General features: G+C 70.9%; 19 protein-coding genes and 1 pseudogene. 6 read left to right on the forward strand and 14 right to left on the reverse strand.

Going from position 1 to position 20751, the window contains the following annotated elements; genetic code table 11:
* Window positions 1-13: 13 nt before the first annotated feature.
* The 6 genes from ACSURM_RS36790 to ACSURM_RS36815 all read right to left on the reverse strand — a co-directional run bounded on the left by ACSURM_RS36790 (window position 14) and on the right by ACSURM_RS36815 (window position 6087).
* Complete coding sequence (locus tag ACSURM_RS36790; RefSeq protein ID WP_436960439.1) at window positions 14-673, reverse strand: hypothetical protein; 660 nt, start codon at window positions 671-673, stop codon at window positions 14-16.
* 199 nt (window positions 674-872) lie between these two features.
* Complete coding sequence (locus tag ACSURM_RS36795) at window positions 873-2108, reverse strand: hypothetical protein (RefSeq protein WP_436960441.1); 1236 nt, start codon at window positions 2106-2108, stop codon at window positions 873-875.
* The gene (locus ACSURM_RS36800) at window positions 2105-2770 is read right to left on the reverse strand and encodes a cyclase family protein (protein ID WP_436960443.1); all 666 of its coding nucleotides are present in this window, start codon (window positions 2768-2770) and stop codon (window positions 2105-2107) included. The genes ACSURM_RS36795 and ACSURM_RS36800 overlap by 4 nt, the downstream gene beginning before the upstream one ends.
* An 8-nt stretch (window positions 2771-2778) precedes the next feature.
* Window positions 2779-4104 carry a peptide ligase PGM1-related protein gene (locus tag ACSURM_RS36805; protein ID WP_436960444.1) on the reverse strand — a complete coding sequence of 442 codons (1326 nt, stop codon included), beginning with the start codon at window positions 4102-4104 and terminating at the stop codon, window positions 2779-2781.
* 49 nt (window positions 4105-4153) lie between these two features.
* A complete protein-coding gene (locus ACSURM_RS36810) occupies window positions 4154-5098 on the reverse strand; it encodes a fatty acid desaturase family protein (RefSeq protein ID WP_436960446.1) in 945 nt (314 codons plus the stop codon).
* Window positions 5099-5127: 29 nt separating this feature from the next.
* Entirely contained in the window at window positions 5128-6087 is a 960-nt protein-coding gene (locus tag ACSURM_RS36815; RefSeq protein ID WP_436960448.1) for an iron-containing redox enzyme family protein, read from the reverse strand.
* 236 nt (window positions 6088-6323) lie between these two features.
* Between ACSURM_RS36815 and ACSURM_RS36820 the strand changes: the two genes are divergently transcribed.
* Both ACSURM_RS36820 and ACSURM_RS36825 read left to right on the forward strand, forming a co-directional pair.
* The gene (locus ACSURM_RS36820) at window positions 6324-7271 is read left to right on the forward strand and encodes a LysR family transcriptional regulator (protein WP_436960450.1); all 948 of its coding nucleotides are present in this window, start codon (window positions 6324-6326) and stop codon (window positions 7269-7271) included.
* Window positions 7268-7855 (forward strand): pyridoxamine 5'-phosphate oxidase family protein, encoded by a 588-nt coding sequence (locus tag ACSURM_RS36825; protein WP_436960452.1) that lies wholly within the window; start codon window positions 7268-7270, stop codon window positions 7853-7855. Before ACSURM_RS36820 ends, ACSURM_RS36825 begins: the two co-directional genes overlap by 4 nt.
* A gap of 249 nt (window positions 7856-8104) precedes the next feature.
* Here the strand turns inward: ACSURM_RS36825 and ACSURM_RS36830 are convergent, their stop codons facing one another.
* From ACSURM_RS36830 to ACSURM_RS36860, 7 genes and pseudogenes are all read right to left on the reverse strand, one after another.
* Window positions 8105-9484 carry a nucleobase:cation symporter-2 family protein gene (locus tag ACSURM_RS36830; protein WP_436960454.1) on the reverse strand — a complete coding sequence of 460 codons (1380 nt, stop codon included), beginning with the start codon at window positions 9482-9484 and terminating at the stop codon, window positions 8105-8107.
* 4 nt (window positions 9485-9488) lie between these two features.
* Window positions 9489-10475, reverse strand: coding sequence for an isopenicillin N synthase family dioxygenase (locus ACSURM_RS36835; protein ID WP_436960456.1), 987 nt, complete (start codon window positions 10473-10475; stop codon window positions 9489-9491).
* Between the two features lie 267 nt (window positions 10476-10742).
* Window positions 10743-12071, reverse strand: coding sequence for an amidohydrolase family protein (locus ACSURM_RS36840; RefSeq protein WP_436960457.1), 1329 nt, complete (start codon window positions 12069-12071; stop codon window positions 10743-10745).
* Window positions 12068-13411 carry a uracil-xanthine permease family protein gene (locus tag ACSURM_RS36845; protein WP_436960458.1) on the reverse strand — a complete coding sequence of 448 codons (1344 nt, stop codon included), beginning with the start codon at window positions 13409-13411 and terminating at the stop codon, window positions 12068-12070. Before ACSURM_RS36845 ends, ACSURM_RS36840 begins: the two co-directional genes overlap by 4 nt.
* Before the next feature lie 202 nt (window positions 13412-13613).
* A pseudogene (locus tag ACSURM_RS36850) lies at window positions 13614-13756 on the reverse strand (telomere-protecting terminal protein Tpg); the annotation flags it as partial.
* A 54-nt stretch (window positions 13757-13810) separates the two neighbouring features.
* Window positions 13811-14785 carry a DNA/RNA non-specific endonuclease gene (locus tag ACSURM_RS36855; protein ID WP_436960460.1) on the reverse strand — a complete coding sequence of 325 codons (975 nt, stop codon included), beginning with the start codon at window positions 14783-14785 and terminating at the stop codon, window positions 13811-13813.
* A gap of 199 nt (window positions 14786-14984) precedes the next feature.
* Window positions 14985-15500 carry an eCIS core domain-containing protein gene (locus ACSURM_RS36860; protein WP_436960462.1) on the reverse strand — a complete coding sequence of 172 codons (516 nt, stop codon included), beginning with the start codon at window positions 15498-15500 and terminating at the stop codon, window positions 14985-14987.
* Between the two features lie 338 nt (window positions 15501-15838).
* On the opposite strand from ACSURM_RS36860, the gene ACSURM_RS36865 reads away from it, so the two are divergent.
* Together ACSURM_RS36865 and ACSURM_RS36870 are read left to right on the forward strand one after the other, a co-directional pair.
* On the forward strand, window positions 15839-16324 hold the full coding sequence (locus ACSURM_RS36865) for an N-acetyltransferase family protein (protein WP_436960464.1): 486 nt from the start codon (window positions 15839-15841) through the stop codon (window positions 16322-16324).
* A 200-nt stretch (window positions 16325-16524) separates the two neighbouring features.
* Window positions 16525-17352, forward strand: a complete 828-nt coding sequence (locus ACSURM_RS36870) for a class I SAM-dependent methyltransferase (RefSeq protein ID WP_436960466.1) — start codon at window positions 16525-16527, stop codon at window positions 17350-17352.
* Between the two features lie 347 nt (window positions 17353-17699).
* Here ACSURM_RS36870 and ACSURM_RS36875 read toward each other — a convergent pair whose 3' ends face one another.
* Window positions 17700-18632 (reverse strand): LysR family transcriptional regulator, encoded by a 933-nt coding sequence (locus ACSURM_RS36875; protein WP_436960468.1) that lies wholly within the window; start codon window positions 18630-18632, stop codon window positions 17700-17702.
* 70 nt (window positions 18633-18702) lie between these two features.
* On the opposite strand from ACSURM_RS36875, the gene ACSURM_RS36880 reads away from it, so the two are divergent.
* Together ACSURM_RS36880 and ACSURM_RS36885 are read left to right on the forward strand one after the other, a co-directional pair.
* Entirely contained in the window at window positions 18703-19590 is an 888-nt protein-coding gene (locus tag ACSURM_RS36880; RefSeq protein WP_436960470.1) for an SDR family NAD(P)-dependent oxidoreductase, read from the forward strand.
* Between the two features lie 74 nt (window positions 19591-19664).
* A complete protein-coding gene (locus ACSURM_RS36885) occupies window positions 19665-20594 on the forward strand; it encodes an SDR family NAD(P)-dependent oxidoreductase (RefSeq protein WP_436960472.1) in 930 nt (309 codons plus the stop codon).
* Window positions 20595-20751 lie beyond the last annotated feature (157 nt).

The following is a 20751-nucleotide window of genomic DNA, read 5'->3' on the forward strand; positions in this document are numbered from 1 at the left end:
GCGCGGCGGACGGTCAGGCCGGGGCGATGAGCACGCCGGGAAGGTCACCGGCCCGCACGGCGTCCTGGTCGATGGCCACGCCCGTGTAGGCGCCCACGGCGGTGAACACCAGCTCGGGCAGGCGCTCGCCATGCTCCTCGAAGTACCCGACGACCTCGGCCTCACTGGCCTCAGGCATCGACGGGAACACCGCGCCCGCGGCGCTGAGGGCGGCATCGAGGGCCGAGCCCTGCCCGGTGTCGGTGCCGAAGTCCGCCCGGTACGCGCGGGCACCGGGCGCATGGATGATCAGGGCCGGGGGGCTGAAACGGTTGGCGGTCAGGCAGAGGATCTCCTCGCCCTCGTAGGGAATCATCGATTCCACCTTGCCTTGGTAGCCGGTCGCCCAGGTCGCCATGCCCCAGTTCTCCAGCACGTACGTCCACTCACCGCATCTGCCGTACATCGCGCGGTTGACCTGGGGGGAGGGCCGGCCCGGCTGCCCGGCCGGCGCGCGCAAGTCCCCGCACGGGGTGCGCGTGGCCAGTTCGTCGAGGTCGGCGCCCAGGTTGATGAGGAACTCGTCCGTCTCCATACCTCGGGCCAGGGTCAGCGAGATGCCGCCGAGCATGCCAGGCACGGCCGAAGAAGGGGTGTAGTGGTGTGCGCCTATCCACGCGATGCCGTCGCTCATGCCGGTCAGGCTATCGGCCGGTACCGGCCGCGGCCTTACCCCGGCCGACCGCCGACGCCCCCGCTGCCGGTCCGGCTCGCCACCCTCCGCAGCGACGACACCGACACCGGTTCACGGCCCCTCCCGCACCACTGGCCGTCGGGACGGGGGACGGCGCCTCAAGCGGCTTGATCACGACTGCTCCCCGATACCGCGTGGTTCAGCGCGCGGTGTGAGAGGAAGTCCGGCCTGTACGGGGACGGTGATCCGGAGAAGCCGTGACGCGCTCGGCCGCGGCGCCCAGCCAGGCCGAGCCGAGGGTGACCAGGCAGGAGATCAGGACCAGCGCGGTGGCCTCGCCCTCGGAGAGGAAGAGCGCGATGACCGCGGCGCTGCTTCCGTAGCCGAGGCAACTGCCCGCGTAGAGGAGGGAGTTGCCCGCCGAGTGGTGATGTTCGGGCAGCGCTTCGTGCAGAGACAGGTTCCGCGCCGTGATCAGGCCCGCCTGCGCGGCGCCCGCCAGGGTCAGCGGTGCCGCCAGCGCGAGCAGCCCGACGGTGCTGCCGACCGCGGCGAGGGCGACGAGGGCGACCACGGTGGTCAGCAGCACGAGACTTTGCGCGCGGTACGAGCCGGGCCACGCGCGCAGCCCGTACAGCAGTCCGCCCGCTACGGCCGCGATCGAGAACGCACTGAGGACCACGCCCGCCCAGCCGATGTCCAGGCCGTGTTGTTCCAGCAGCGGAGCCACGGCCACCTCGATCGTCGCCGACAGGTACATGGCCGAGGCGCTGGTGAGGTAGATCGGCCAGGCGGAGAGCAGGGCGCGCGCCGAGCCCGCCGTCCGGTGCGTCTGGCCCGGGGGACTCTCGGGGGTGTCGGCGATGCCGGGAAGTCCGGGGAGCAGCAGGGCGGAAACGACGGCGCCCGCGCCCGCAAGCAGGAGTGGGACACGGCCGTCGACGCCGAGAGCGAGGCCGGTGACCAGGGCCGGGGAGACCGCGAAGACGACGTCGGTGATCACCGACTCCCAGCTCAGCGCCACCCGTACGTCCCCCTCGCTCAGCACGCGCGTCAGGAGGGTGCGCATGCCGCCGATCAGCCCGGCGATGGCGCCGCCCGCCAGCCCGGCCAATGCGACCAGCACGACCGTCGGAAGCCGGCTGACGCCCGCCGCCATCGAGACCAGCGCCGCTGCCGTGACGATGAGCGCGAGCCGCGCCTCCCTCAGCATCGGCCGCCCGTCCAGCCGGGCCCCGAGAAGGGGAGCGGCCACGCACTCGGTGGCCACGCAGCCCGCCGCCATCCACGCGCCCGTGCGGTAGTCGCCGAGCTGCGTCTTCGACAACATCACGAACATGATCGGTGCGGCGGCCGCCGGGAAACGGGTGATCAGGCGGACGACGCTCCAGCGGACGAGGCCCGGCCTGCGGAGGAGTTCACGGTACGGCCTCATGACGCGCCCTGCCGGGCGTAGGCGCGCACGGGGAAGGTGCCCAGGCCGTTCACCTTGACCGGCACGGCGGTGAAGGTGAACGGCGCGGCCGTGAGCCGGTCGAGTTGGCACAGGTGCTCGACAATGGGGATGCCCGCCGCGAGCAGGGTGGAGTGGACGGGCCGTCGCCCGGCGCTCACGGTGGAGGTGTCGTCGACATTGACCGAGTCGATGCCGACGAGGGCGGCGCCCCGCTCGGCGAGGCAATCGGCTGCCTCGGCCGTGAGGTACGGGTGGTCGTCCGCGCCGTAGCGCTCGGTCTCCCAATGGCGGCACCAGCCCGTATGGACCAGGACGGCGCGCCCGCGTACGTCCACACCGTCGAACGCGCCGAGGCTGATCGCCCGGTCCGCGGTGCGCACCAGCACGCCGGGCAGCTCCACGACGGCCTCCAGGGGCAGACCGCTGAGGTCGAACCCGTCGCGGTATCGGTGCGCCGGGGTGTCCAGGTAGGTGCCGGTGTTGCCGACGAGGGTGATCCTGCCGATCCGGAACTCCGTTCCGACGGCGTAGGTGCCGTGGGACCCCTCCCAGTCCAGATAGGTGTCGATGACGGGGGAGGGCAGCCCGGGGTAGGCGGCGGCGCCGGAAGCGATCTCGTGGCTCAGGTCGATGATGCGCATCGGGATCCTCAGTTCCGGGCGGCCATGGCGAACACTCCGCGGAGCTCCCGTTCCAGGTTCCGCGCCGCGTCGGCGTCCGCCGCCGCCAGGCAGTAGCGGACGGTGCCGTTCACGTGGGTGTAGTCGCAGGTGAGGATCGCTCCGGTGCGGCTGGAAGGGTCGAAGGCCAGACCGGAGTCCGCGAGCCGCGCGACGGCCTCGGCGAACGAGGGGACGGCCAGGCCCCCGCGGTCCAGCAACGTCCGGTCAGGTCCCGCGAGGCGCGGGCCGATGACGCCGTGCAGATGCGTCGAGCCGCTGAGCCGGCTGTTGGTCTCGTTCAGCAGGACGCCGCCTTCGGGCGTGATGAGACCGTCCACGCTCATGGTGCCGCGGTAACCGATCGCCCGGTACGCCTCGCACAGCCGTCGGGTCAGTTCACGCAGACCGGTGCGTGCCGCCGGGGTCAGATCGGGAATCGGGATGACGATGCCGTCGAGGAGCGGCGCCATGAGGAGCTCGCCCTCGCCGGTGAACTCGACTCCGTCGTCGGTCACCAGGTACTCGGCGTAGCCGGCGCGCGCCCCCGCGACGTAGCGTTCGACGATCACCCGGCCGCGCCCGTCATCGGTGAGCCAGGACCAGCGTTCGTCCAGATAGGAGCGGAGGGCCTCGGGGCTCTGGAGGACGACGACCCGCTCGGCGCCGAACGGGCTGAGCCCGTCCTTCGGGCTCAGGATCTCGTTGCCCTCGCTGGCGCTGTGCAGCTCCTGCTTGAGCATCACCGGGTAACCGGCCTCGAACTGCTCGGTGACGGCTCGTTCCGCCTGCCATGGCCAGGCCGCGATCGCGCCCGGCGCCACCGGGATCCCCAGCCCGGCGGCAACCGCCCGGAACAACGCCTTGCTGTTGGCGTTCACGGCGCCGCCCTGGGCCAGGAAGGCGTGGCCCGGTACGGCCTCCGCCGCGCCCAGTGCCCGCGCCAGCGAGACGACCGCGGTGTCCGGGTAGTACGCCTGGACGCGAGCCGGCGGCCGGTCTCCCAGCGCGGTGCGCAGCTCCGCCCGGAACGCCGCGTCCGCCAACCGGTCACTGGTCAGTACGGTTCCGCCGACGTGCCCGGGCGGTGGGACGACGAGCCGCAGCGATGACGCGTCGACCCCGGTCAGTCCGGTCACGTAGGCGACATAAGTCTCCTGCGGTGCGACCGGGACGACGGCGACGTCACCGTCGCGCGCGAACCACAGCACCCGTTGTGACGAGGCGGAGGAGAAACGGAGCTGCTCGGCGGAGAGCAGCGCCGGATCGCCGGACATCTCCTCGGTCTGGGTGTTGCCGATGTGGAGTGTCGTCATTCGAGACGTCCTTGTCTTCCGGGACGAGAGGGAGAACGGAGCGTCGCGATCACGACCGGTCCGGGGCGTTCGCACGTCTGCCCAGAGAGTTGGCGGTCGCCTCGCGCACGACTCTCCAGTAGAACGAAGGGTAACCGCGTGCGTAGTGTTTGGCGGCGGTGCGCACCTCGGGGTGCCGCTCCCGCAACCGGTTGATCGCCACGGTCATCGCGGCGTGGTGCTCTATGTGCAGGTTGTTGCCGTTGGTGAACCAGGTGCTGAGCCGGCTGCCGGTGATCGACCGGGTGTTGCGCAGGACGTCGTCGGTGCCGTCGTCGCACAGGATGTGCTCGGGCAGTTCCACGAGGAAGTGCATCGGGAACGCCACCAGCACGGGGAGTATCCACAGCCGCAGGACCAGTTCTCCCTGCCCGAGGGCCGCGGCCAGTACGGGAGCGAGGAGGAGGAGACCCATCAGCCGGTACTCACCGATCACCTCGCGGCGCCGCCGCTCGGATATCTGGCCGAGGTCGTACCGCCAAGTGCCGCGCGCGCTACGCGCGATGTCCGCGGCGACGGTGAGCAACCGCGGATAGTCGAAGGCGCCGCGCAGCAACGCGCGCCACGTGAGCGGCTGCCGGGTGTCGAACCCGAAGAACTCCGAGTCGTCCGGCGTGCCCAGATAGCGGTGGTGCTGCAGATGACGCACCCGGTAGTGACTGTACGACACCAGCAGCGGCAGTCCCAGCGGGATCCCCACCCACCGGTGCGGTCGCGCGGAGGCGAACGCCGAGTGGTGCAGGCACTGGTGCTGGAGTTCCACCATGTGGGTGTAGGTCGCGCCGAGCAGGACGATCCCGGCGATCGTCCCGGCCAGTGAGCCGAGGAACTGCAGGACGACGCCGGTCGCGAGGAGTACCCCCGCGAAGGTGAGTTTGACGAGGAAGACGCGCTGGTCGTGACCGGTGACCCGGGTGCGCTGGAAGAGAGGGGAAGCGGATGCCGCCGTCGTCATGATCTGCCTTTCGCTCTGCCGGACCGGCGCTAGCCGCGCAGGGCCTTCATGGCCTCCCAGACGCGGGCGTAGTAGCCGTTGGCGACCCGCACCCGGGTGACGATGCCGAGGCTGATCTCGCGCAGCAGTTCCGGGGAGCGCGCGACGAGGGGGACGAAGACGCCTTCGGTCCACTCGGCACCGTGGTCGGCGTCGACGTGCACATGGATGCGCTGGTAGGCGATCACGTCGTCGGGGACGCCGAGCCGCTCGCACCCGTCGACCATCGCCTGAAAGCGCGGCGACGCGCTCTGTTCGAGCACACCCATGGCGCCGAGCGCGCGGGGGGTGAGGTGCCGGTGGATGCCGTAGGCGAGCAGCAGGGCGGCGTTCTCGTACGCCTCGGAGAAATGGAGCCTGGAGTAGTCGACGCCGACCCGGTCCAGGTGGGCCCGCATGTACTGCGCGGAATGCTCGAACATCCGGGTGTGCACGCGCTGGAGGTCACCCTCGCCCATCTCGTCCCAGTAGTTCTCCGCGATGGTGAGCTTCGTCCTGCCTTCGGTGCCGATCTGCACCAGTGCCATCAGGTCGTCGAACTTGCTGTCGACCAGCTCCTCGGCGAGGAAGAACAGCGCGATCTCCTCGAGGTTCGCCTCCTGGGCCAGATACGCGTTGAACTCGGGCTGAGTGTGGTCGGCGGCGGTGGCGAGGAACCAGTCGTAGAACTCCTCGGGCGTGCTCGGCAGAGCCACCTGGCTCACCCGGATGTCCTCCCAGCCGAGCCAGGCCCGTTCGATCGCACCGATCTCCGGGTCTGTGTTCAGTCGGGGAATTCTTGCGTAGTCCTCGGGTCCTGCCATATAAGCGACATAGTGGGAGTGCAGGCGGCGCAGGAGCCCCAGCCGTACGGCCTCGTCGGCGACGGCGTGCGGCTCGACGGGAAAGGCCGAGTCGAGATCACTTCGGAGGCCGGTGTCCGGCGTCCTGTCAGTGAGTGCGGCGGCCAAGATGACATCCCTTCCGTGACCAGCCGACCGCAGCCGGATGCTCCGGTGGCTTGGATCTTTCGGCACGAGTGTCGGGTCCACCACCGGAAGGCCACCACGATTGTTCAGCAGAACCGCATGATGACGTGACCCGCACGGGCATTTCACGAGATCGCAATGAGAGATAGTTGACGATATCTGCACGGTCGACTTAACTCGCATGACATGAACCAAGTAGCCCACTTAACATCCCCGTCATGACATCGCGCGCGCCAACTCGGACCGCGATGAACCCGAACCAACTGCGCGCACTCCGCGCCGTACAGGAACACGGTTCTGTCAACGCCGCGGCCGCATCGCTCCGCCTCTCTCCGTCGGCGATCTCTCAGCAACTCCAGACCCTCGCCGGCACCTGTGGGTTCGCGGTGATCGAGCGCAGCGGCCGGGGCGTGCGGCTGACTCCTCGCGGGCTGGAGATGGCCGAGCTCGGCGACGAGATCCTGGCTCGCTGGGAAAGCGCCGTCGACTCCTTGCGCCGGCGCGCCGAACGGCCCGCGCGTACGGTGCGGATCGGCGCCCTGCCCTCGGCCTACCGCAGCTGGCTCTTCACGGTCGTACGCAGGCTGAGGTCCCGGACCGGGATGACCTTCGAGCTCTTCGAGACCGTCCCTCACGAGGCGTACGACCAGATCACGGCCGAGCGGCTCGACCTCGCGGTCGCCGTCCGGGTGCCCGGCCGCGAGATCTCCCCCCTCACCAGCCACCCCCTCTACCGGGACCCCTTCGTCCTGATCGCCCCGCCCGACCTCGCCCGGTCAACCGACGGGGCGCTGCGCGCCTTCGAGGACGCCGACTGGGTGCTGCCCGGCCAGGAGACCTTCTGCCACGAGGTCATCGTGGGTCACTGCGCCGACCTGGGATTCCGGCCCCGCGCCGCCGCCCGCAGCAACGACTGGCAGGTCATGCAGGAGATGGCCGCGCTGCTCCAGGCAGTCGCCCTCGTCCCCTCCTCCTGCCTGACCTCCACCCGCGGCCTGGTACCCGTGAGTCTTCCCGCCACCGAACTGCCGGTGTGGGACATCGAGCTGGCCACCCGTGCGCCGGTCGCGGCCACGCCGTGGTTCACCATGATCGACCGTGAGATGTCCCGGCTGTCACCCGGGCAGCGCCGCGTCGGCCGGGAGCGATTGGCAGGCATGTCGTGAGCGACTTCTACCATGAGGGCGCCCTTGAACTGCAGCGCCGCCTCGACACCCAGGAGCTCGCCGCGCATATCGCGAAGCGGTACGTGTCCGACGAGCTCGACGACGACGCCGTCGCACTGATCGGCGATGCCGACAGCTTCTTCCTCGCCACCGCCGACGCGCAGGGCCGCCCCGACTGCTCTTACAAGGGCGGGCGCCCCGGTTTCGTCCAGGTTCTCGACCGGCGGACGCTGGCGTTTCCCAGCTACGACGGAAACGGCATGTTCCGCAGCCTGGGAAACGTCCTGGTGAATTCGGCGGTCGGGCTGCTGTTCATCGACTACGAACGCCCTGTCAAACTGCGCGTCAACGGTGACGCGACCGTGTCGACCCGGCCGGCCGACCTGTCCGCCTTCGAGGGCGCCGACGCGGTGGTGAACATCCGCGTACGCGAGGTTTTCGAGAACTGCCCCCGTTATCTGCATGATCGGAAGACCGGAGAGTACTCCCGGCACTGCCCGCGGCCCGGCTATGTGCCACCGGATCCCGATTGGAAGCGCAAACCCGAATACGACGGCATCGTCCGCCGCACGGGCGTCCGCTGACAAAGAAGAGGCTCATGTACAGAGCCGCCTTTCCAACGGACTTGGTTCCGCTGTAGAGAGAAGTGCCGAGGCGGCAGGTTATATTGCGGCTCCCGGTGGGCAAGGGCCGCCCCTGGAGCCTGCCGCTGGCTGATCGGCGGCTGCCGAGTCGTCCACCGGTGGTGGCGATGACGTGGGCCCGGGCGTCGCCGCCGGGGTGCGGCCGGGTGCGGGGTGGTCGCGGCCCTCAGAAAAGACCAGGGCCTGCCGTCACACTCTCGTCCGCCCTGCCGGCGCCTCGCGCTCCCCTTCCGCCGCAGGCGTCCGCACGAGCCCGGCGTCACGACGTGAAGTCCCGCCGTTGAACGCCAGGTTCAGGCAGAACGCCAGCAGCGTCGCACTCGTCACCGGTGAGCCGAGGACGATGCCGACGCCTTCGGGGAAGCGCGAGTACAGGTCGGGCGCCATCTCGGGCGCCATGCCGACGCCGATCGACACCGCGACGATCAGCAGATTGTGCGTGCCGTCGAAGTCGACCTCGCGGAGCGTGCCGACACCGACCGCGGCGACCGTCGCGAACATCACGAGCCCCGCAGCGCCGACCACCGGCTGTGGCAACCCGGCGACCCACGCCCCGAGTTTGGGAACCAGGCCGAGGAGCACGAGGATGCCGCCCGCGATCGTCGCGACGTGCCGGCTGCGCACCTTCGTCATCGTCACCAGGCCCACGTTCTGCGCGAACACCGTGTCAAGGAAGGCGTTCATGACGCCTCCCAGTACCCCGGAGAGCCCGTCCGCGGCCAGTCCGCGTGCCAGGTCGGCGGTGGTCAGCCGCTTCCCGGTCAGCTCCGCGACCGCGATCAGATCGGCCGTCGACTCGGCGAACAGGACCAGCATCACCACGCACATCGACAGCACGGCGACCGCGGGGAACTCCGGGGCGCCGAAGTGGAACGGGGCGCTGAGCCCGATCCAGTCCGCCGCCCGTGCCGCCGAGAAGTCGACCAGGCCGAGCGGAACGGCGACCGCCGTCCCCGCCAACAGGCCCAGCAGTACGCCGGTCTGAGCGAGGAAACCGCGCCCGAACCGTGCCACCAGCAGGATCACGAGGATGACGAACGCGGCGAGCGCGAGCCGCGAAGGCGCCGCGTGACCGGCGGCCTCCGGGTCGTTCCCGACGACCAGGTCCACGCCCACGCCGATCAGCGCGAGCCCCACCACCGTGATCACCACACCGCTCACCAGCGGCGGGAAGAAGCGGACCGCCTTCGCGAACGGATAGGCGATCAGCAGCCCGAACACTCCGGCCGCGAGCATCGACCCGTACACCGCCTGAAGGCCGTACTCCCCGGCGATCAGGATCATCGGCGTCACCGCGGTGAACGCGGCCCCTGCCATCACCGGCATCCGCACACCGAGGAAGCGGCCGACACCGGCACCCTGGATCATCGTGACGACGCCCGCGACGAGCAGATCGGCGTTGATCAGGACGGCGATCGTCGCGGCATCGAGCCCGGCCGCGGCGCCGAACACCAGCGGCACGGTCACACACCCCGTGTACATCACGAGCACGTGCTGGATCCCCAGCACCGCGAGCCGCCCGAAACCGGCCCGCCGTCCGTCCTTCGCAGGCATCGTCACGTCGATCATGTTCCTATCGGGCGAAGTTCGCGGCGATCCGCTGCTGGATGTAGTCGCCCGCGGTGATCGGCGGATAGCGGCCCTCCGGGCCCTCGATCACCACGTCGCGGTCGGCCTGCGCGAAGAACGCGATGCTGTGGCGGGCCGACCTGTCCTCGTCAGGCCCCGGCGACCTGACCCGGTGGAAGTTCGACGGGAGCCGGTCGTCACTCCACCGCATCAGCATGTCCCCGATGTTGCAGGTGATCACGGAGTCCGCCGGCTCGACCGGCGTCCACTCCTGCGCCTCGGCCTCCTTGCCCGGGCACACCTGCAGCCCGCCCTGCCCGTCCCGCTGGAAGAGCAGCGTCAGGCAGTCGAAGTCGGTGTGCGCCCCGGCCCGCCACACGTTCGCGGGGATCACGGCGTCGTCGGGCACGGCGAAGTAGTGCAGCATCCGCAGGGTCGACTGGTACCGCGGACTCGCCGGGTCGTGGGCGCGCGCGAAGAACCCCTCGGGCAGCCCCAGCCTGTCCGCGAAGCAGGACAGCACCCGCATCGCCAGATCCCGGCAGCGCGTCTCGAACGCCAGCACGCGCTCCTGGAACCCGGGCAGCACGTCGTCCGGCCACAGCCCCTCCATGTGCGGGCGGGTCACCTGGTACGACTCCTTCTGGTCGGGCGTCCCGATCGAGGGGCGCACCTGGGACATCGACTCCCAACCGGAGTTGAGCCCCTTCTTCAGGGCGTGCCGCGCCTTGGCCTCCTCCGGCAGGGCGAAGAAGGCCTCGGCGTCGGCGAACGCGCTGTCCACGACGCCGGGTTCGATGCCGTGGTTGACCAGCTGGAAGAAGCCGATGTCGGTGGCGGCGGCCCACAGTTCCTCGGTGATCTCCGCCTTGCGGCGCTCGAAGTCGGTGAGGTCGATGCGGCGGATCTCCCGGGCGGACGTCTCCGTCCCGGCCCCGCCCATGCGGGACTCCTTCGCCAACTCGTCGAGTGTGTACGTGGTGTTGGTCATCGCGGCTGTTGCTCCTCTGACACGGAGTTGCGTACGGGATGCAGTCACCGCCCCTGTCATCCCCAGCACGGGCACTCAGACGCCCGCGTGCACGGTCACGGCGGACCCCTTCGCGGGTCCGGCGCCGTGGGCTGGCGCGAGCCCCGGTCGCCGGGGCCCGCACGCGATGTGTCCAGTATGCACGGGGTGCGTTACCGGCGGGGATCGCGCCGTTACACAGCCGTAAAACCCAAGCCGGCCCCGGCCGAGGTCTCGGGGCTTCGCCGGTCAATCGCCGCACGAGCTCCAACGGGCGAGGCCGGCCGCCAACTCCCGCGACGGCAACCGGACATGCTCCCCGTCGCGTACCAGCACCTCGCCCCCGACCAGCACGGACGCCACCGTCCTGCTGCCCGCGCACGTCAACAGCGTCGCCCCCGGATCGCGGACCGGGAGACACGCGTAGTCCCGGTCGAAGCGGTGCAGGACGAGGTCCGCCCGCATCCCCACCCGCACCCCGCCGTCCTGGTTCTCCTCGATCCCGAGCACCCGGTTCGCGCCGCCCACCGCCATCGTGATCATCTCGGGGAACCCGAACAGATCCGCCTTGCGGTGCGCGGCCCGCTGCAGGTACGCGCCGATGCGCAGCGCCTCCAGGATGTCCTGCGTGTCGTTGCTGGCGGCCCCGTCGACCCCGAGACCGACACTCAGGCCGGCCTCCAGCATCTCGGGCACCGGTGCGATCCCGCTGCCGAGCCGCATATTGCTCAGCGGGTTGTACGAGACACCGACGCCGTGCCGGGCGAGGGTGGCCCGCCCCTCGGCGTCGAGCTCCACGCAGTGCACGGCGAGCAGCCGTTCCCACAGGAACCCGGCCCGCTCCAGATACTCGACGGCGCCGACCCCCGCACGGTCACGGCACATCGTGTCGTCCGTGGTGGTCTCCAGCAGGTGCAGCGAGACGGGCAGTCCGCGCTCCTCGGCGTACGTGCGCACGGCGCCCATGCCCTCCGGCGTCAGACACCGCGGATTGGGCACGGCCACGCCGACGTTCACCCGGCTGCCGCGCGCCTGCGCGATCAGTTCGTCGGTGTGCGCGAGGGCCTCCTTCAATGGCTGCATCAGCCGCGGATCGAAGCCCCACTTGCGGCTCCGGTCGGCCCGGTCGGCGACGCCCCGGCACAGCACGGCACGAACGCCGCTGTCCTTGAGAGCCCGCAGCACCGCGTCGTGCACCTCGGGCGACGGGTGCGGCCACATGTGCTCGACGAGCGTGGTGGTGCCGCTGCGCAGTGCTTCGGCCGCCGCGGCGGCGGCGGTCGCGTAGGCCCGCTCGGGCGTGAGCAGCACCGCCTCCTCGCCGACGGCACTCAGCCACGCGAGCAGCCCGAGCCCCTCGCCGATGCCGCGCAGTCCCGCCTGGAAGAGGTGGGTGTGGGTGTTGACGAGGCCGGGCGTCAGGTGTCCGCCGTGCCCGTCCAGGACCTCGCCCCTGCACGGCAGTTCACCGTGCGCCGAGACCGCCGTGACCCGTCCGTCGGCGATGTGCACATCCATCCCGGGCAGCCAGCGGCTCCCGGTGTGGACGGTGACGTCCGTGATCGTCCCGAGTGTCATCGGGCCAACTCCTTCCGGTGACGGGCCGCTCCCGTGTGGGAGAACAGCAGATGCAGCAGGAACGCCACGATCCCGGTGACGGCGATGCCGCTGTCCAGGACGGTGCGCAGGTACGAGGGGAGCGGCGCGTAGAAGTCCGGTGCGCCGAGGGGGATCATGCCGAGCGCGAAGGCGAGGGCGACGGTCAGCAGATTCCGCGGCTCGGTCAGATCGGCGCGTGCGAGGATGCGCAGCCCGACGGCGCCCACGGTCCCGAACATGACCAGCGAGACGCCGCCGAGGACCGGCCCCGGCACGGCGGCGACGGCGGCCCCGAGCACGGGCACGAACGCGAGCACCACCATCAACACCCCTGACAGCGCCACCACATGACGGCTCCGCACGCGAGTCACGCTCACCAGGCCCACCGACTGCCCGAACGTCACGACGGGGAAGGAGGCGAGCGCCCCCGACAGCACAGTGGCGGCCCCGTCCGCGCGCAACGCCCGTACGACGGTGGGCGCGTCGTCGCCACGGCCGACGATCTGGCCGACCGCGAGGGTGTCGCCGACGGACTCCACCATGTTCACGAGCTGCACGACCAGCATCGCCGCGATGGCGGGCACCACGAACGCGGGCGCCCCGAAAGCCGTCGGATCGGGCGCCGTGACGACGCGCGCGTCCGCGACCCCCGACCCGTCGAACAGTCCCAGCGGCAGCGCGGCCGCGGTGCCCACGGCCATGGCCAGAAGCACCGAGAACCGGGCGAGCGCGGGCGGCGCGACGCGCTCCACGACGACCACGAGCAGTACCGTTCCGGTGGCGAGCGCGAGCCCGCGGCCACCGCTGCCGTCGGCCCCCTCCCCGGTGACAAGACCGGCCGCCGAAGGCACCAGCGAGAACCCGATGACAGCGATGACCGTACCGGTGACCAGCGGCGGAAACAGGTGCAGACAGCGTCCGAACCAGGGAGCGACGGCCAGCGTCACCAGGCCGGCCACGACGGTCGCCCCGAACACGGCGGCGAGCCCGTGCTGCCGCCCGATGAGGACGGCGGGGGTGATCGCGGTGAACGTGGAGCCCATCACGATCGGCAACCGTGCCCCGAACCACTTCAGACCCAGCGACTGCAACACGGTGGCGACCCCGCTGACCAGCAGGTTCGCGCTGATGAGCAGCCTTGTCCGGTCCTCGGGCAGATGGAGCGCGGTTCCCACGAGCAACGGCATCGTGGCCATGCCCGCGTACGCGACGAGCAGATGCTGCAGGCTCAGCGGCACGAGCCGCCGCCACGGCGGCCGTACATCGACGGGGTGAGGTCCTTGGTGTGCGGGCGCGACGGCATGCTCGACAACAGCCATCGTTCCTCCTCACAGCTCGGCGGAAGACGGCTGGTTAGCGCCCGGGCAAGTCCTGCTCTCGGACGCACACCGGCCGTTGCAGCCATGACCGGTGCAGGGGTGACGGTAGGCAGGCGGTGTTTCGTCGGCGTTGCGCTCAGGAAACCGTGGCGTACCCGAAGGGCACGGCGCAGGCGGGAGTTCGAGGACGGGGCCTCGTCTTCTCGTCGGTGGTGCCCGGCGCGGCGGTGAAACCGAACCGGGCGCGGGTGGAGACGACCAGGCCGTCGGTGGCGGAGGCCTTCGCCTTCCCCTCGCCCGCACCTGCGGCTGCCAGCGCTTCCTGACCTCGCGCTCCATGCGGTCGCGCAGGGCCGTCCGACGGTGGTGAGCGCGTCCACGATGCCGGCCGTCAGGAGGTCAGGAACCGGTCGACATGGCATCGTCGTCGTCGGAGAGGCTGGGGGAGTAGTCGGGGTCGGAGCCGCTGCCCTCGGAGTCGAAGGTCATGGACACGATGTGCTGATGCTGGGAGGGTGAGGGCGCGTTGGTCATGCTGACATCGGTCTGCTGACTGTTTTGGGAGTCGCTCTCGCTGTCGGACGCCACGTCGAGGGGCGCGTCGTGCAGGGTGTACTCGGCTGTTTTGCCGCTGCCCTTCTTGGTCACCCAGCCCGCCTTGACGTACCGCTCGATCTGCTTGTTCCGGCGCTTCTTGGGGATGTCGCTCTTGCTCATCCCGGCCTGGTGGGCGTCGGCGGTGCCGGCCCCGGGGGCCTGGCCCCGCGCCGCGTTGTCGACGTAGTCCTCCAGGGCCATGAAGGCCGCCTTGTCCGCGCTCAGCGCCGCCAAGGCGAAGTTCTGCATCTCGTCCTCGGTCAGCGTGGTGTGGCCCTGGAGCGCGGCCTTGGTCGCCATGTAGAACTCGGCCGCGTCGCTCGGGTCGGCACCGGAGCGGATCAGGTCGTTGGGGTCGGGGCCGTTCTCCCACTGTTCGTAGACGGCACCATTGAGGTAGACGTCGATCATGACCGGGATCATCACGTGGCGGTGGTTGCCGGCGTTGCTCGCGTAGACGACGTGGAACTCGAGCGTGCCCTTCCGCAGATCCGCGAGCTTCCGCTCTATCTTTCGCCAGACGCCGGTGCCCTGGTTGAGCGACCACTGCGGGACGATGTTCTCGCTCTCGTCCTCGCCGCCCACCTCCAGGCCCATCACGTGCCCGCGGTCGTAACCCGCGCCCCCGAACAGGTCCCGCCATACGTCCGTCCTCTGCGGCTTCGCGGCGCCTTCCGCCGCCTTGTCCACGTACGCGTCGTACAGACTGATGACGGCGAGCGGGTCCGGTGCGGGCGGGCGGCCCTTGGTGTCCTTCTTCTCGATTTCGCCCCTCACCACCTTGGGGCGCTTGATGGGCAGGTCCCGGAGGGGCTCCGCGCCCTCCTTGGTGGGGGCTAGGACGAGACGATCGCGTCCTCCGTGGTCACGGAGCCTGATTTCCGCTGCACCGCGTCGGCGGAGGCGGGCCGGGACGCGCCCGCGTCCCCCGCCCCGTCATCGGGCCTCCGCCGCACGCCCGGCGCGGGTCCGGACATCACCTTGCGGGCGTTGGCCTCCGCGGCGCGCTCGAAGCGGTCCGAGTATCGGACACGGAATAGCCGTGACTGGTGTCCGTACCGGCGACCGGCCCGGTGCGCTGCTGGATCACATGCGTCAGCTCGTGAGCCAGGGTGTGCTTGTCGCCGCCCCCCTTGCCGATCACGATGTGACTGCCGGAGGTGTAGGCACGGGCTCCCATCTGCGACGCCGAGTCCCTCGCCGCCCGGTCGGTGTGCACGCGTACGTCGGAGAAGTCGGCACCGAGCCTGCTCTCCATCTCCGTACGCGTCGGCTCGTCCAACGGCCGCCCGGCACCGCGCAGTACGTCGTGCACGGGTGCCTGCCGCACCGCCTCGCGGGTGGCCTCCCGCTGTACCCCGGGCTCCTCCTCGTGACCGCAGCCCGCCTCGTGCCGATGGCTGTCCGGTGCCGCGCGCCGCACCATCCGCGCCACGGCGGCGTTCCCGACGGCACCCTGCAGCCCGGCCAGGGAATCGGATCCCGGTCTCATGGGCGTGTTCGCAGGCGCCGCGGTCACCCGGCCCCTGGCCCTTTCGCGATCGTCGGTGGTCCGTTCCGGCTGATGGGCGTGCATCATGATCCTTCCGACGGGTAAGCGATCACCTCTCCGTCATACCCGCACGAACCGCACCCTGCCAGAGCCGCGCGGGCAGGACCACGGCACATGCGAGGGCACGGATGTGCGGCGGGCAAGCGGCGAGGTCGAGCACGGAGTGCCGGGCGGGCTTGCCGGCCGGATGCGGGCTCAGGCCACCGGAGCCGGTCCGCCCAGGACCGGGCGGTACCCGGCCGACGGGCCCGGCGGGCACCGTGTGTGAGACTCGGGGCATGATCCGTACCGCGACCCCCGCCGACATTCCCGTCATCCATACGCTGATTCGCGAGCTCGCCGAGTACGAAAAGGCACTCGACGAGGCCAAGGCGACGAAGGAACAGCTCACCGAGGCCCTGTTCGGCGAGCGCCCGGCCGCCTACGCACACGTGGCCGAGGACGCCCACGGCGAGGTCGTGGGCTTCGCGCTGTGGTTCCTCAACTTCTCCACCTGGCGGGGCGTGCACGGCATCTACCTGGAGGACCTGTACGTCCGCCCCGAGGCCCGCGGTGGCGGCCACGGCAAGGCCCTGCTGACGGAGCTCGCCCGCATCTGTGTGGCACGCGGCTACGAGCGCCTGGAATGGTCGGTCTTGAAATGGAACCGGCCCGTGATCGACTTCTACGAGGCACTGGGCGCCCGCCCCCAGGACGAGTGGGCGGTGTACCGGCTCACGGACGAAGCGCTGAAGGCCCTGGGAGGCCAGGGCGGTCGGCCCTGACCACGACCAGTGATCTCCGGAAGGGCTTCGTCGTGCGCTTCGCCCGGGCCGCCGCCCTCGCCGGCCCTGCTCGTGCCCGCCACCGCCCACGCCACCCCGGCCGCTGATGTCGCCGGGCGTGCCGCTGCCAGGTCGTCACCCTGGCGGCACTTTTCCGGTTTTCCTCCCCGCGCGCGGCCGGGGCGCGGTTGGATGTCCTCATGACTTCCGCCGAGCACGCGCGGCTGATGCGCGCCAACCAGGCGAACTGGGACGCCCGTACTCCGGTCCACGTCGCCAGCCGGTTCTACGGCCTGGACGAGGGCCTGGATCCAGAGCGCTGGTTCGCGGCGTTCGAGTGGGAGGACCTCGGCGAGTTGTCCGGCCGGGACGTGCTGCACCTGCAGTGCCACCTCGGCACGGAGACGCTCGCCCTCGCCCGGCGTGGAGCCCGGGCGGTCGGCCTGGACTTCTCGACGGCGTCCGTGACGGCCGCGCGGGACCTCGCCGCGAAGTCGGGCCTCGACGTCACCTACGTCCAGGCCAACGTGTACGACGCCGTGACGGCGCTCGAGGGCCGGCGGTTCGACGTCGTCTACACCGGCAAGGGCGCCCTGTGCTATCTGCCCGACCTCGACCGGTGGGCGGATGTCGTGGCCAGGCTTCTGCGGCCGGGCGGGCGGTTGTACGTCGTGGAGTTCCACCCGCTGCTCAACGCGCTCGGCCCGACACCGGGCCCCGGTGAGGGACCGGAGCTGCTGCTGCGCCACGACTACCTGGAGGGTTCCGGTCCGGTGCGCCGGGATGCCACCCACACCTACACCGACGGCCCGGCCGTCGAGGGCGCCACGGACAGTTACGAGTGGATGCACGGACTGGGAGAGGTCGTGAACGCGGTGACGGATGCGGGGCTGGCCGTCCGGCGACTACGGGAGAGCGACGAGCTTCCCTGGCCGCGCTGGCCGCGGATGGTCCGTACGGACTCCGGCTGGTGGCGCCTGCCCGAGCCGAGGATCCCCCTCTTGTACGGCCTGCTGGCCGTTCGTTGAGCAGCCTCCACCCCCCTGGCAGCGGTGCAGTGCGAGCACCACGCCTGCTTGCCCCCGTTCGGGGCGCACGCGCCGACTCCGTCGGCTGATCGGCCCGTCACTTTCCGACCCGCGCGTCAGCTCCCCCGCACCACCTCGTGAGCAGGGTTTCCTCTTGTCGTACCCGAGGCGCTGTTCCCCCCGCCCGGAGACGCGCTCCAGCCGAACAAGCCTGAATCTGAGGGGTATTGTCCCGGCGCCAGTGAAGGCATGCGCCACGCGTACGTCGCCGACCCGGCGGGCGATCTGCTGGAACTGATCGAGACGTCCTGAGTGGTGCGCGTCGGGCCGGTGCGGCACGGCACCACTCAAGCGGGGGGATGGGGCGTGTGGACGTCGAGTGCCGTCGCACGGAGGACGGCGGCCACCCGTGTCACGGCCGGCGTGGGTGGGTCGGGCAGGTGGGCCAGGAGCAGGCGCCGCTGTTCTTGCGGGCCGCCGCGGACGGGGAGGACCCGCACGCCGGGGGGTACCGCGGAGACGAGTGAGGCGGGAAGAGTGGTCAGTCCGCACCCTGCGGCGACGAGGTGGAGTTTGGCCAGCCAGTCGCGGGCGGTGAAAGCGATCTCGGGACGCTCGTCCAGACCCGGCCACACGCCCATCAGGCGGTCCTCTCCTGATGAGGGCCCGGCGATCCAGCGCTGTCCCCGCAGGTCGGTCACGTCCACGTACGCGCCGCGGGCGAGGGGGTGCGTGGCGGGCACCGCGAGAAGCAGCGGGCGTTCGGTGAGTGTCCGCAGGGCCAGTGGGGGCGACTCGGTGTCCGGTGCGCGGAAGGGTGGCGCCGAGGCGAGCAGGGCCAGGTCCAGGCTCCCTGCCCGTAGCGCGCGGACCAGTGCCGGGGTGCCGCCCTCGCGGCCGGCGACCTCCAGTCCGGGATCGCTTTCACGCAGTGCGGCAAGGGCCCGGGGCAGCAGCACGGCACCGGCGCTGGGCACCCATCCCAGCCGGACCGTTCCGGTCTGCTCCGGCAGGCCCGACAGTTCCCTGGCGGTCGCGGCGATCTCGTCGAGCACGACCGTCGCGCGGCGCATGACGACGCGGCCGGCGGGCGTGAGCCGGGCCCCGTCGCGCCGCCGCTCCACCAGTTCGGTGCCTGCCGCGCGCTCGATCGCGGCGATCTGCCGGGAGACCGCGGACTGGGTGTAGCCGAGCGACGCCGCGGCCGCGGTGAAGGTTCCCTGTTCGGCCACGGCCCGCAGGACGCGCAACGCAGTCAGTGACACATCAGTGAAGTCCATGATGTTTACGCATGCTAGCTGTTCCAAACTTTCGTTGGACGCATGGGTGGCGGGTTCCTAGCGTGGAGGCATGACCACTTCACGCATCGCTCTCGTCACGGGCGCCAACCAGGGGCTCGGCCGGGCCTTCGCCGAGGGACTCGCGGCCCGCATGAATTCACAGGATCTGGTCCTGCTCACCGGTCGCAGTCAGCAGCGTGTGGCGGACGCCGCCCGGGACGTCACCCAGCTGCCCGCCACCCGTGCCCGGGTCGAGGGCCGGGTCCTGGATGTCACGGACACCGAGGCCATCGCCCGTCTCGCCGAGCACCTGAGGGTCCGCCATGGAGGGGTGGACGTCGTCATCTCCAACGCGGTTGCCCGGCTGCTCCCCGAGGAATCGCAGTCCGAGCGGGCCGATGAGTTCATCGACGTCTCCAACACCGCCACGCACGCGATCCTGCGCTCCTTCGGCCCGGTGCTGCGTCCCGGTGGGCGCCTGCTCGTCGTGGCCAGCAGCCTGGGGACGCTCGGCCACCTCGACGGCCGGCTGCACCACTTGTTCGACGGCGCGAGCCTGGACCAGGTCGAGTACGCCGTGGAGTCGTGGCGCGACGCCATCCACCACAAGACCGCGCAGGAAGCGGGCTGGCCGCTGTGGCTGAACGTGCCCTCGAAGGTGGCCCAGGTCGCCGCCGTGCGCGCCGTCGCCGCCGAACGCCGCGCCCGGGACCTGGCAGACGACACGCTCGTCGCCGCCATCTGCCCCGGCATGGTCGACACGGCGACCTCACGCCCGTGGTTCAGTGACTACAGCCAGGCCCAGTCGCCGGCCCGGGCCGCTGAGGCCGTCCTCGATCTGGTCTTCGCCGAGCACGTCGACCCGGAGCTCTACGGCGAGCTGGTGCGCTTCGGCAAGGCCCTGCCCTGGCACGACGGGACGCCTCCGGTCGAGCAGGACGCCATGCTCGTCCCCTGACCGCACCTGCTTCCGCCCGCCCGCAGCGCCCCTGTCCGCTTCGACATCCAGCCCTTTCAGCAAGGAGCCCCCTCATGAGTGCCCTCACCACCCCGTTCGGTTTCGCCAGCACCGCCGACGAGGTCGTGTCGGGAACCGATCTCACCGGCCGCCGCGCGATCGTCACCGGCGCCTCCTCCGGCATCGGGGCGGAGACGGCCCGCGCCCTGGCGACGACCGGCGCGGCCGTCACCCTCGCCGTGCGGGACGTGGCGGCGGGCGAACGCGTCGCCAAGGACATCACCGGATCGACCGGCAACCAGGACGTTCGGGCCGCGCACCTCGATCTGACCGATCCCGCGTCCATCACGGCCTTCACCGCCGCCTGGCAGGGCCCGCTGCACGTCCTGGTGAACAACGCGGGCGTCATGGCCTGCCCCGAGCGGTACACCGAACAGGGCTGGGAATGGCAGTTCGCCACCAACCACCTCGGCCATTTCGCCCTCGCCACCGGCCTGCACGGCGCGCTGGCCGCGGACGGCAACGCCCGCATCGTCGTGGTGAGTTCCTCCGGCCACCAGCAGTCACCGATCGTGTGGGACGACGTCAACTTCGCCTTCCGCCCCTACGACCCGTGGCTCGCCTACGGACAGTCCAAGACGGCCAACGTCCTGTTCGCGGTGGAGGCGACCCGCCGCTGGGCCGACGACAACATCACCGCCAACGCCCTGATGCCGGGCGCCATCTACACGAATCTGCAGCGGCACACCGGTGGCCGGGGCAGCGGCCGCGTCCCCGCCGAGCTGATCAAGACCGTGGAACAGGGCGCCGCCACGTCAGCGCTCCTGGCCACCTCACCGCTGCTCGAAGGCATCGGCGGCCGCTACTTCGTCGACTGCGACGAGACCGAGATCGTCGACCGCCGCTCCGGTACCCTGCACGGCGTGGCCCGCTACGCCGTCGACCCGGCGGGCGCGCGGCGCCTGTGGGACCTGTCGCAGGACCTGATCGTTGGCGCGGCGTGATCGATGCGCTTACCCCTATCCGGTGGTCGAGACGGCCTGTCGCGAGCGGCTGGAGATGTGGAACGACTGGCGGCACCCCGCCTCCCGCGCGTGACCGGTACGGAGCACCCCGCGGAGTGCGGGATCCCCCGCGTCACGTGCCGCACCTTGTCACCGG

Origin of the sequence: Streptomyces sp. SudanB182_2057, from assembly GCF_964272715.1 — a bacterium.
GTDB lineage: Bacteria > Actinomycetota > Actinomycetes > Streptomycetales > Streptomycetaceae > Streptomyces > Streptomyces rubradiris.

Excerpts from the sequence above, each read along its gene's own strand:
- ACSURM_RS36790 (WP_436960439.1), bottom strand. The coding sequence starts at position 673 with ATGAGCGACGGCATCGCGTGGATAGGCGCACACCACTACACCCCTTCT.
- ACSURM_RS36795 (WP_436960441.1), bottom strand. The coding sequence starts at position 2,108 with ATGAGGCCGTACCGTGAACTCCTCCGCAGGCCGGGCCTCGTCCGCTGG.
- ACSURM_RS36800 (WP_436960443.1), bottom strand. The coding sequence starts at position 2,770 with ATGCGCATCATCGACCTGAGCCACGAGATCGCTTCCGGCGCCGCCGCC.
- ACSURM_RS36805 (WP_436960444.1), bottom strand. The coding sequence starts at position 4,104 with ATGACGACACTCCACATCGGCAACACCCAGACCGAGGAGATGTCCGGC.
- ACSURM_RS36810 (WP_436960446.1), bottom strand. The coding sequence starts at position 5,098 with ATGACGACGGCGGCATCCGCTTCCCCTCTCTTCCAGCGCACCCGGGTC.
- ACSURM_RS36820 (WP_436960450.1), top strand. The coding sequence starts at position 6,324 with ATGACATCGCGCGCGCCAACTCGGACCGCGATGAACCCGAACCAACTG.
- ACSURM_RS36830 (WP_436960454.1), bottom strand. The coding sequence starts at position 9,484 with ATGATCGACGTGACGATGCCTGCGAAGGACGGACGGCGGGCCGGTTTC.
- ACSURM_RS36835 (WP_436960456.1), bottom strand. The coding sequence starts at position 10,475 with ATGACCAACACCACGTACACACTCGACGAGTTGGCGAAGGAGTCCCGC.
- ACSURM_RS36840 (WP_436960457.1), bottom strand. The coding sequence starts at position 12,071 with ATGACACTCGGGACGATCACGGACGTCACCGTCCACACCGGGAGCCGC.
- ACSURM_RS36845 (WP_436960458.1), bottom strand. The coding sequence starts at position 13,411 with ATGGCTGTTGTCGAGCATGCCGTCGCGCCCGCACACCAAGGACCTCAC.
- ACSURM_RS36860 (WP_436960462.1), bottom strand. The coding sequence starts at position 15,500 with ATGAGACCGGGATCCGATTCCCTGGCCGGGCTGCAGGGTGCCGTCGGG.
- ACSURM_RS36865 (WP_436960464.1), top strand. The coding sequence starts at position 15,839 with ATGATCCGTACCGCGACCCCCGCCGACATTCCCGTCATCCATACGCTG.
- ACSURM_RS36870 (WP_436960466.1), top strand. The coding sequence starts at position 16,525 with ATGACTTCCGCCGAGCACGCGCGGCTGATGCGCGCCAACCAGGCGAAC.
- ACSURM_RS36875 (WP_436960468.1), bottom strand. The coding sequence starts at position 18,632 with ATGGACTTCACTGATGTGTCACTGACTGCGTTGCGCGTCCTGCGGGCC.
- ACSURM_RS36880 (WP_436960470.1), top strand. The coding sequence starts at position 18,703 with ATGACCACTTCACGCATCGCTCTCGTCACGGGCGCCAACCAGGGGCTC.
- ACSURM_RS36885 (WP_436960472.1), top strand. The coding sequence starts at position 19,665 with ATGAGTGCCCTCACCACCCCGTTCGGTTTCGCCAGCACCGCCGACGAG.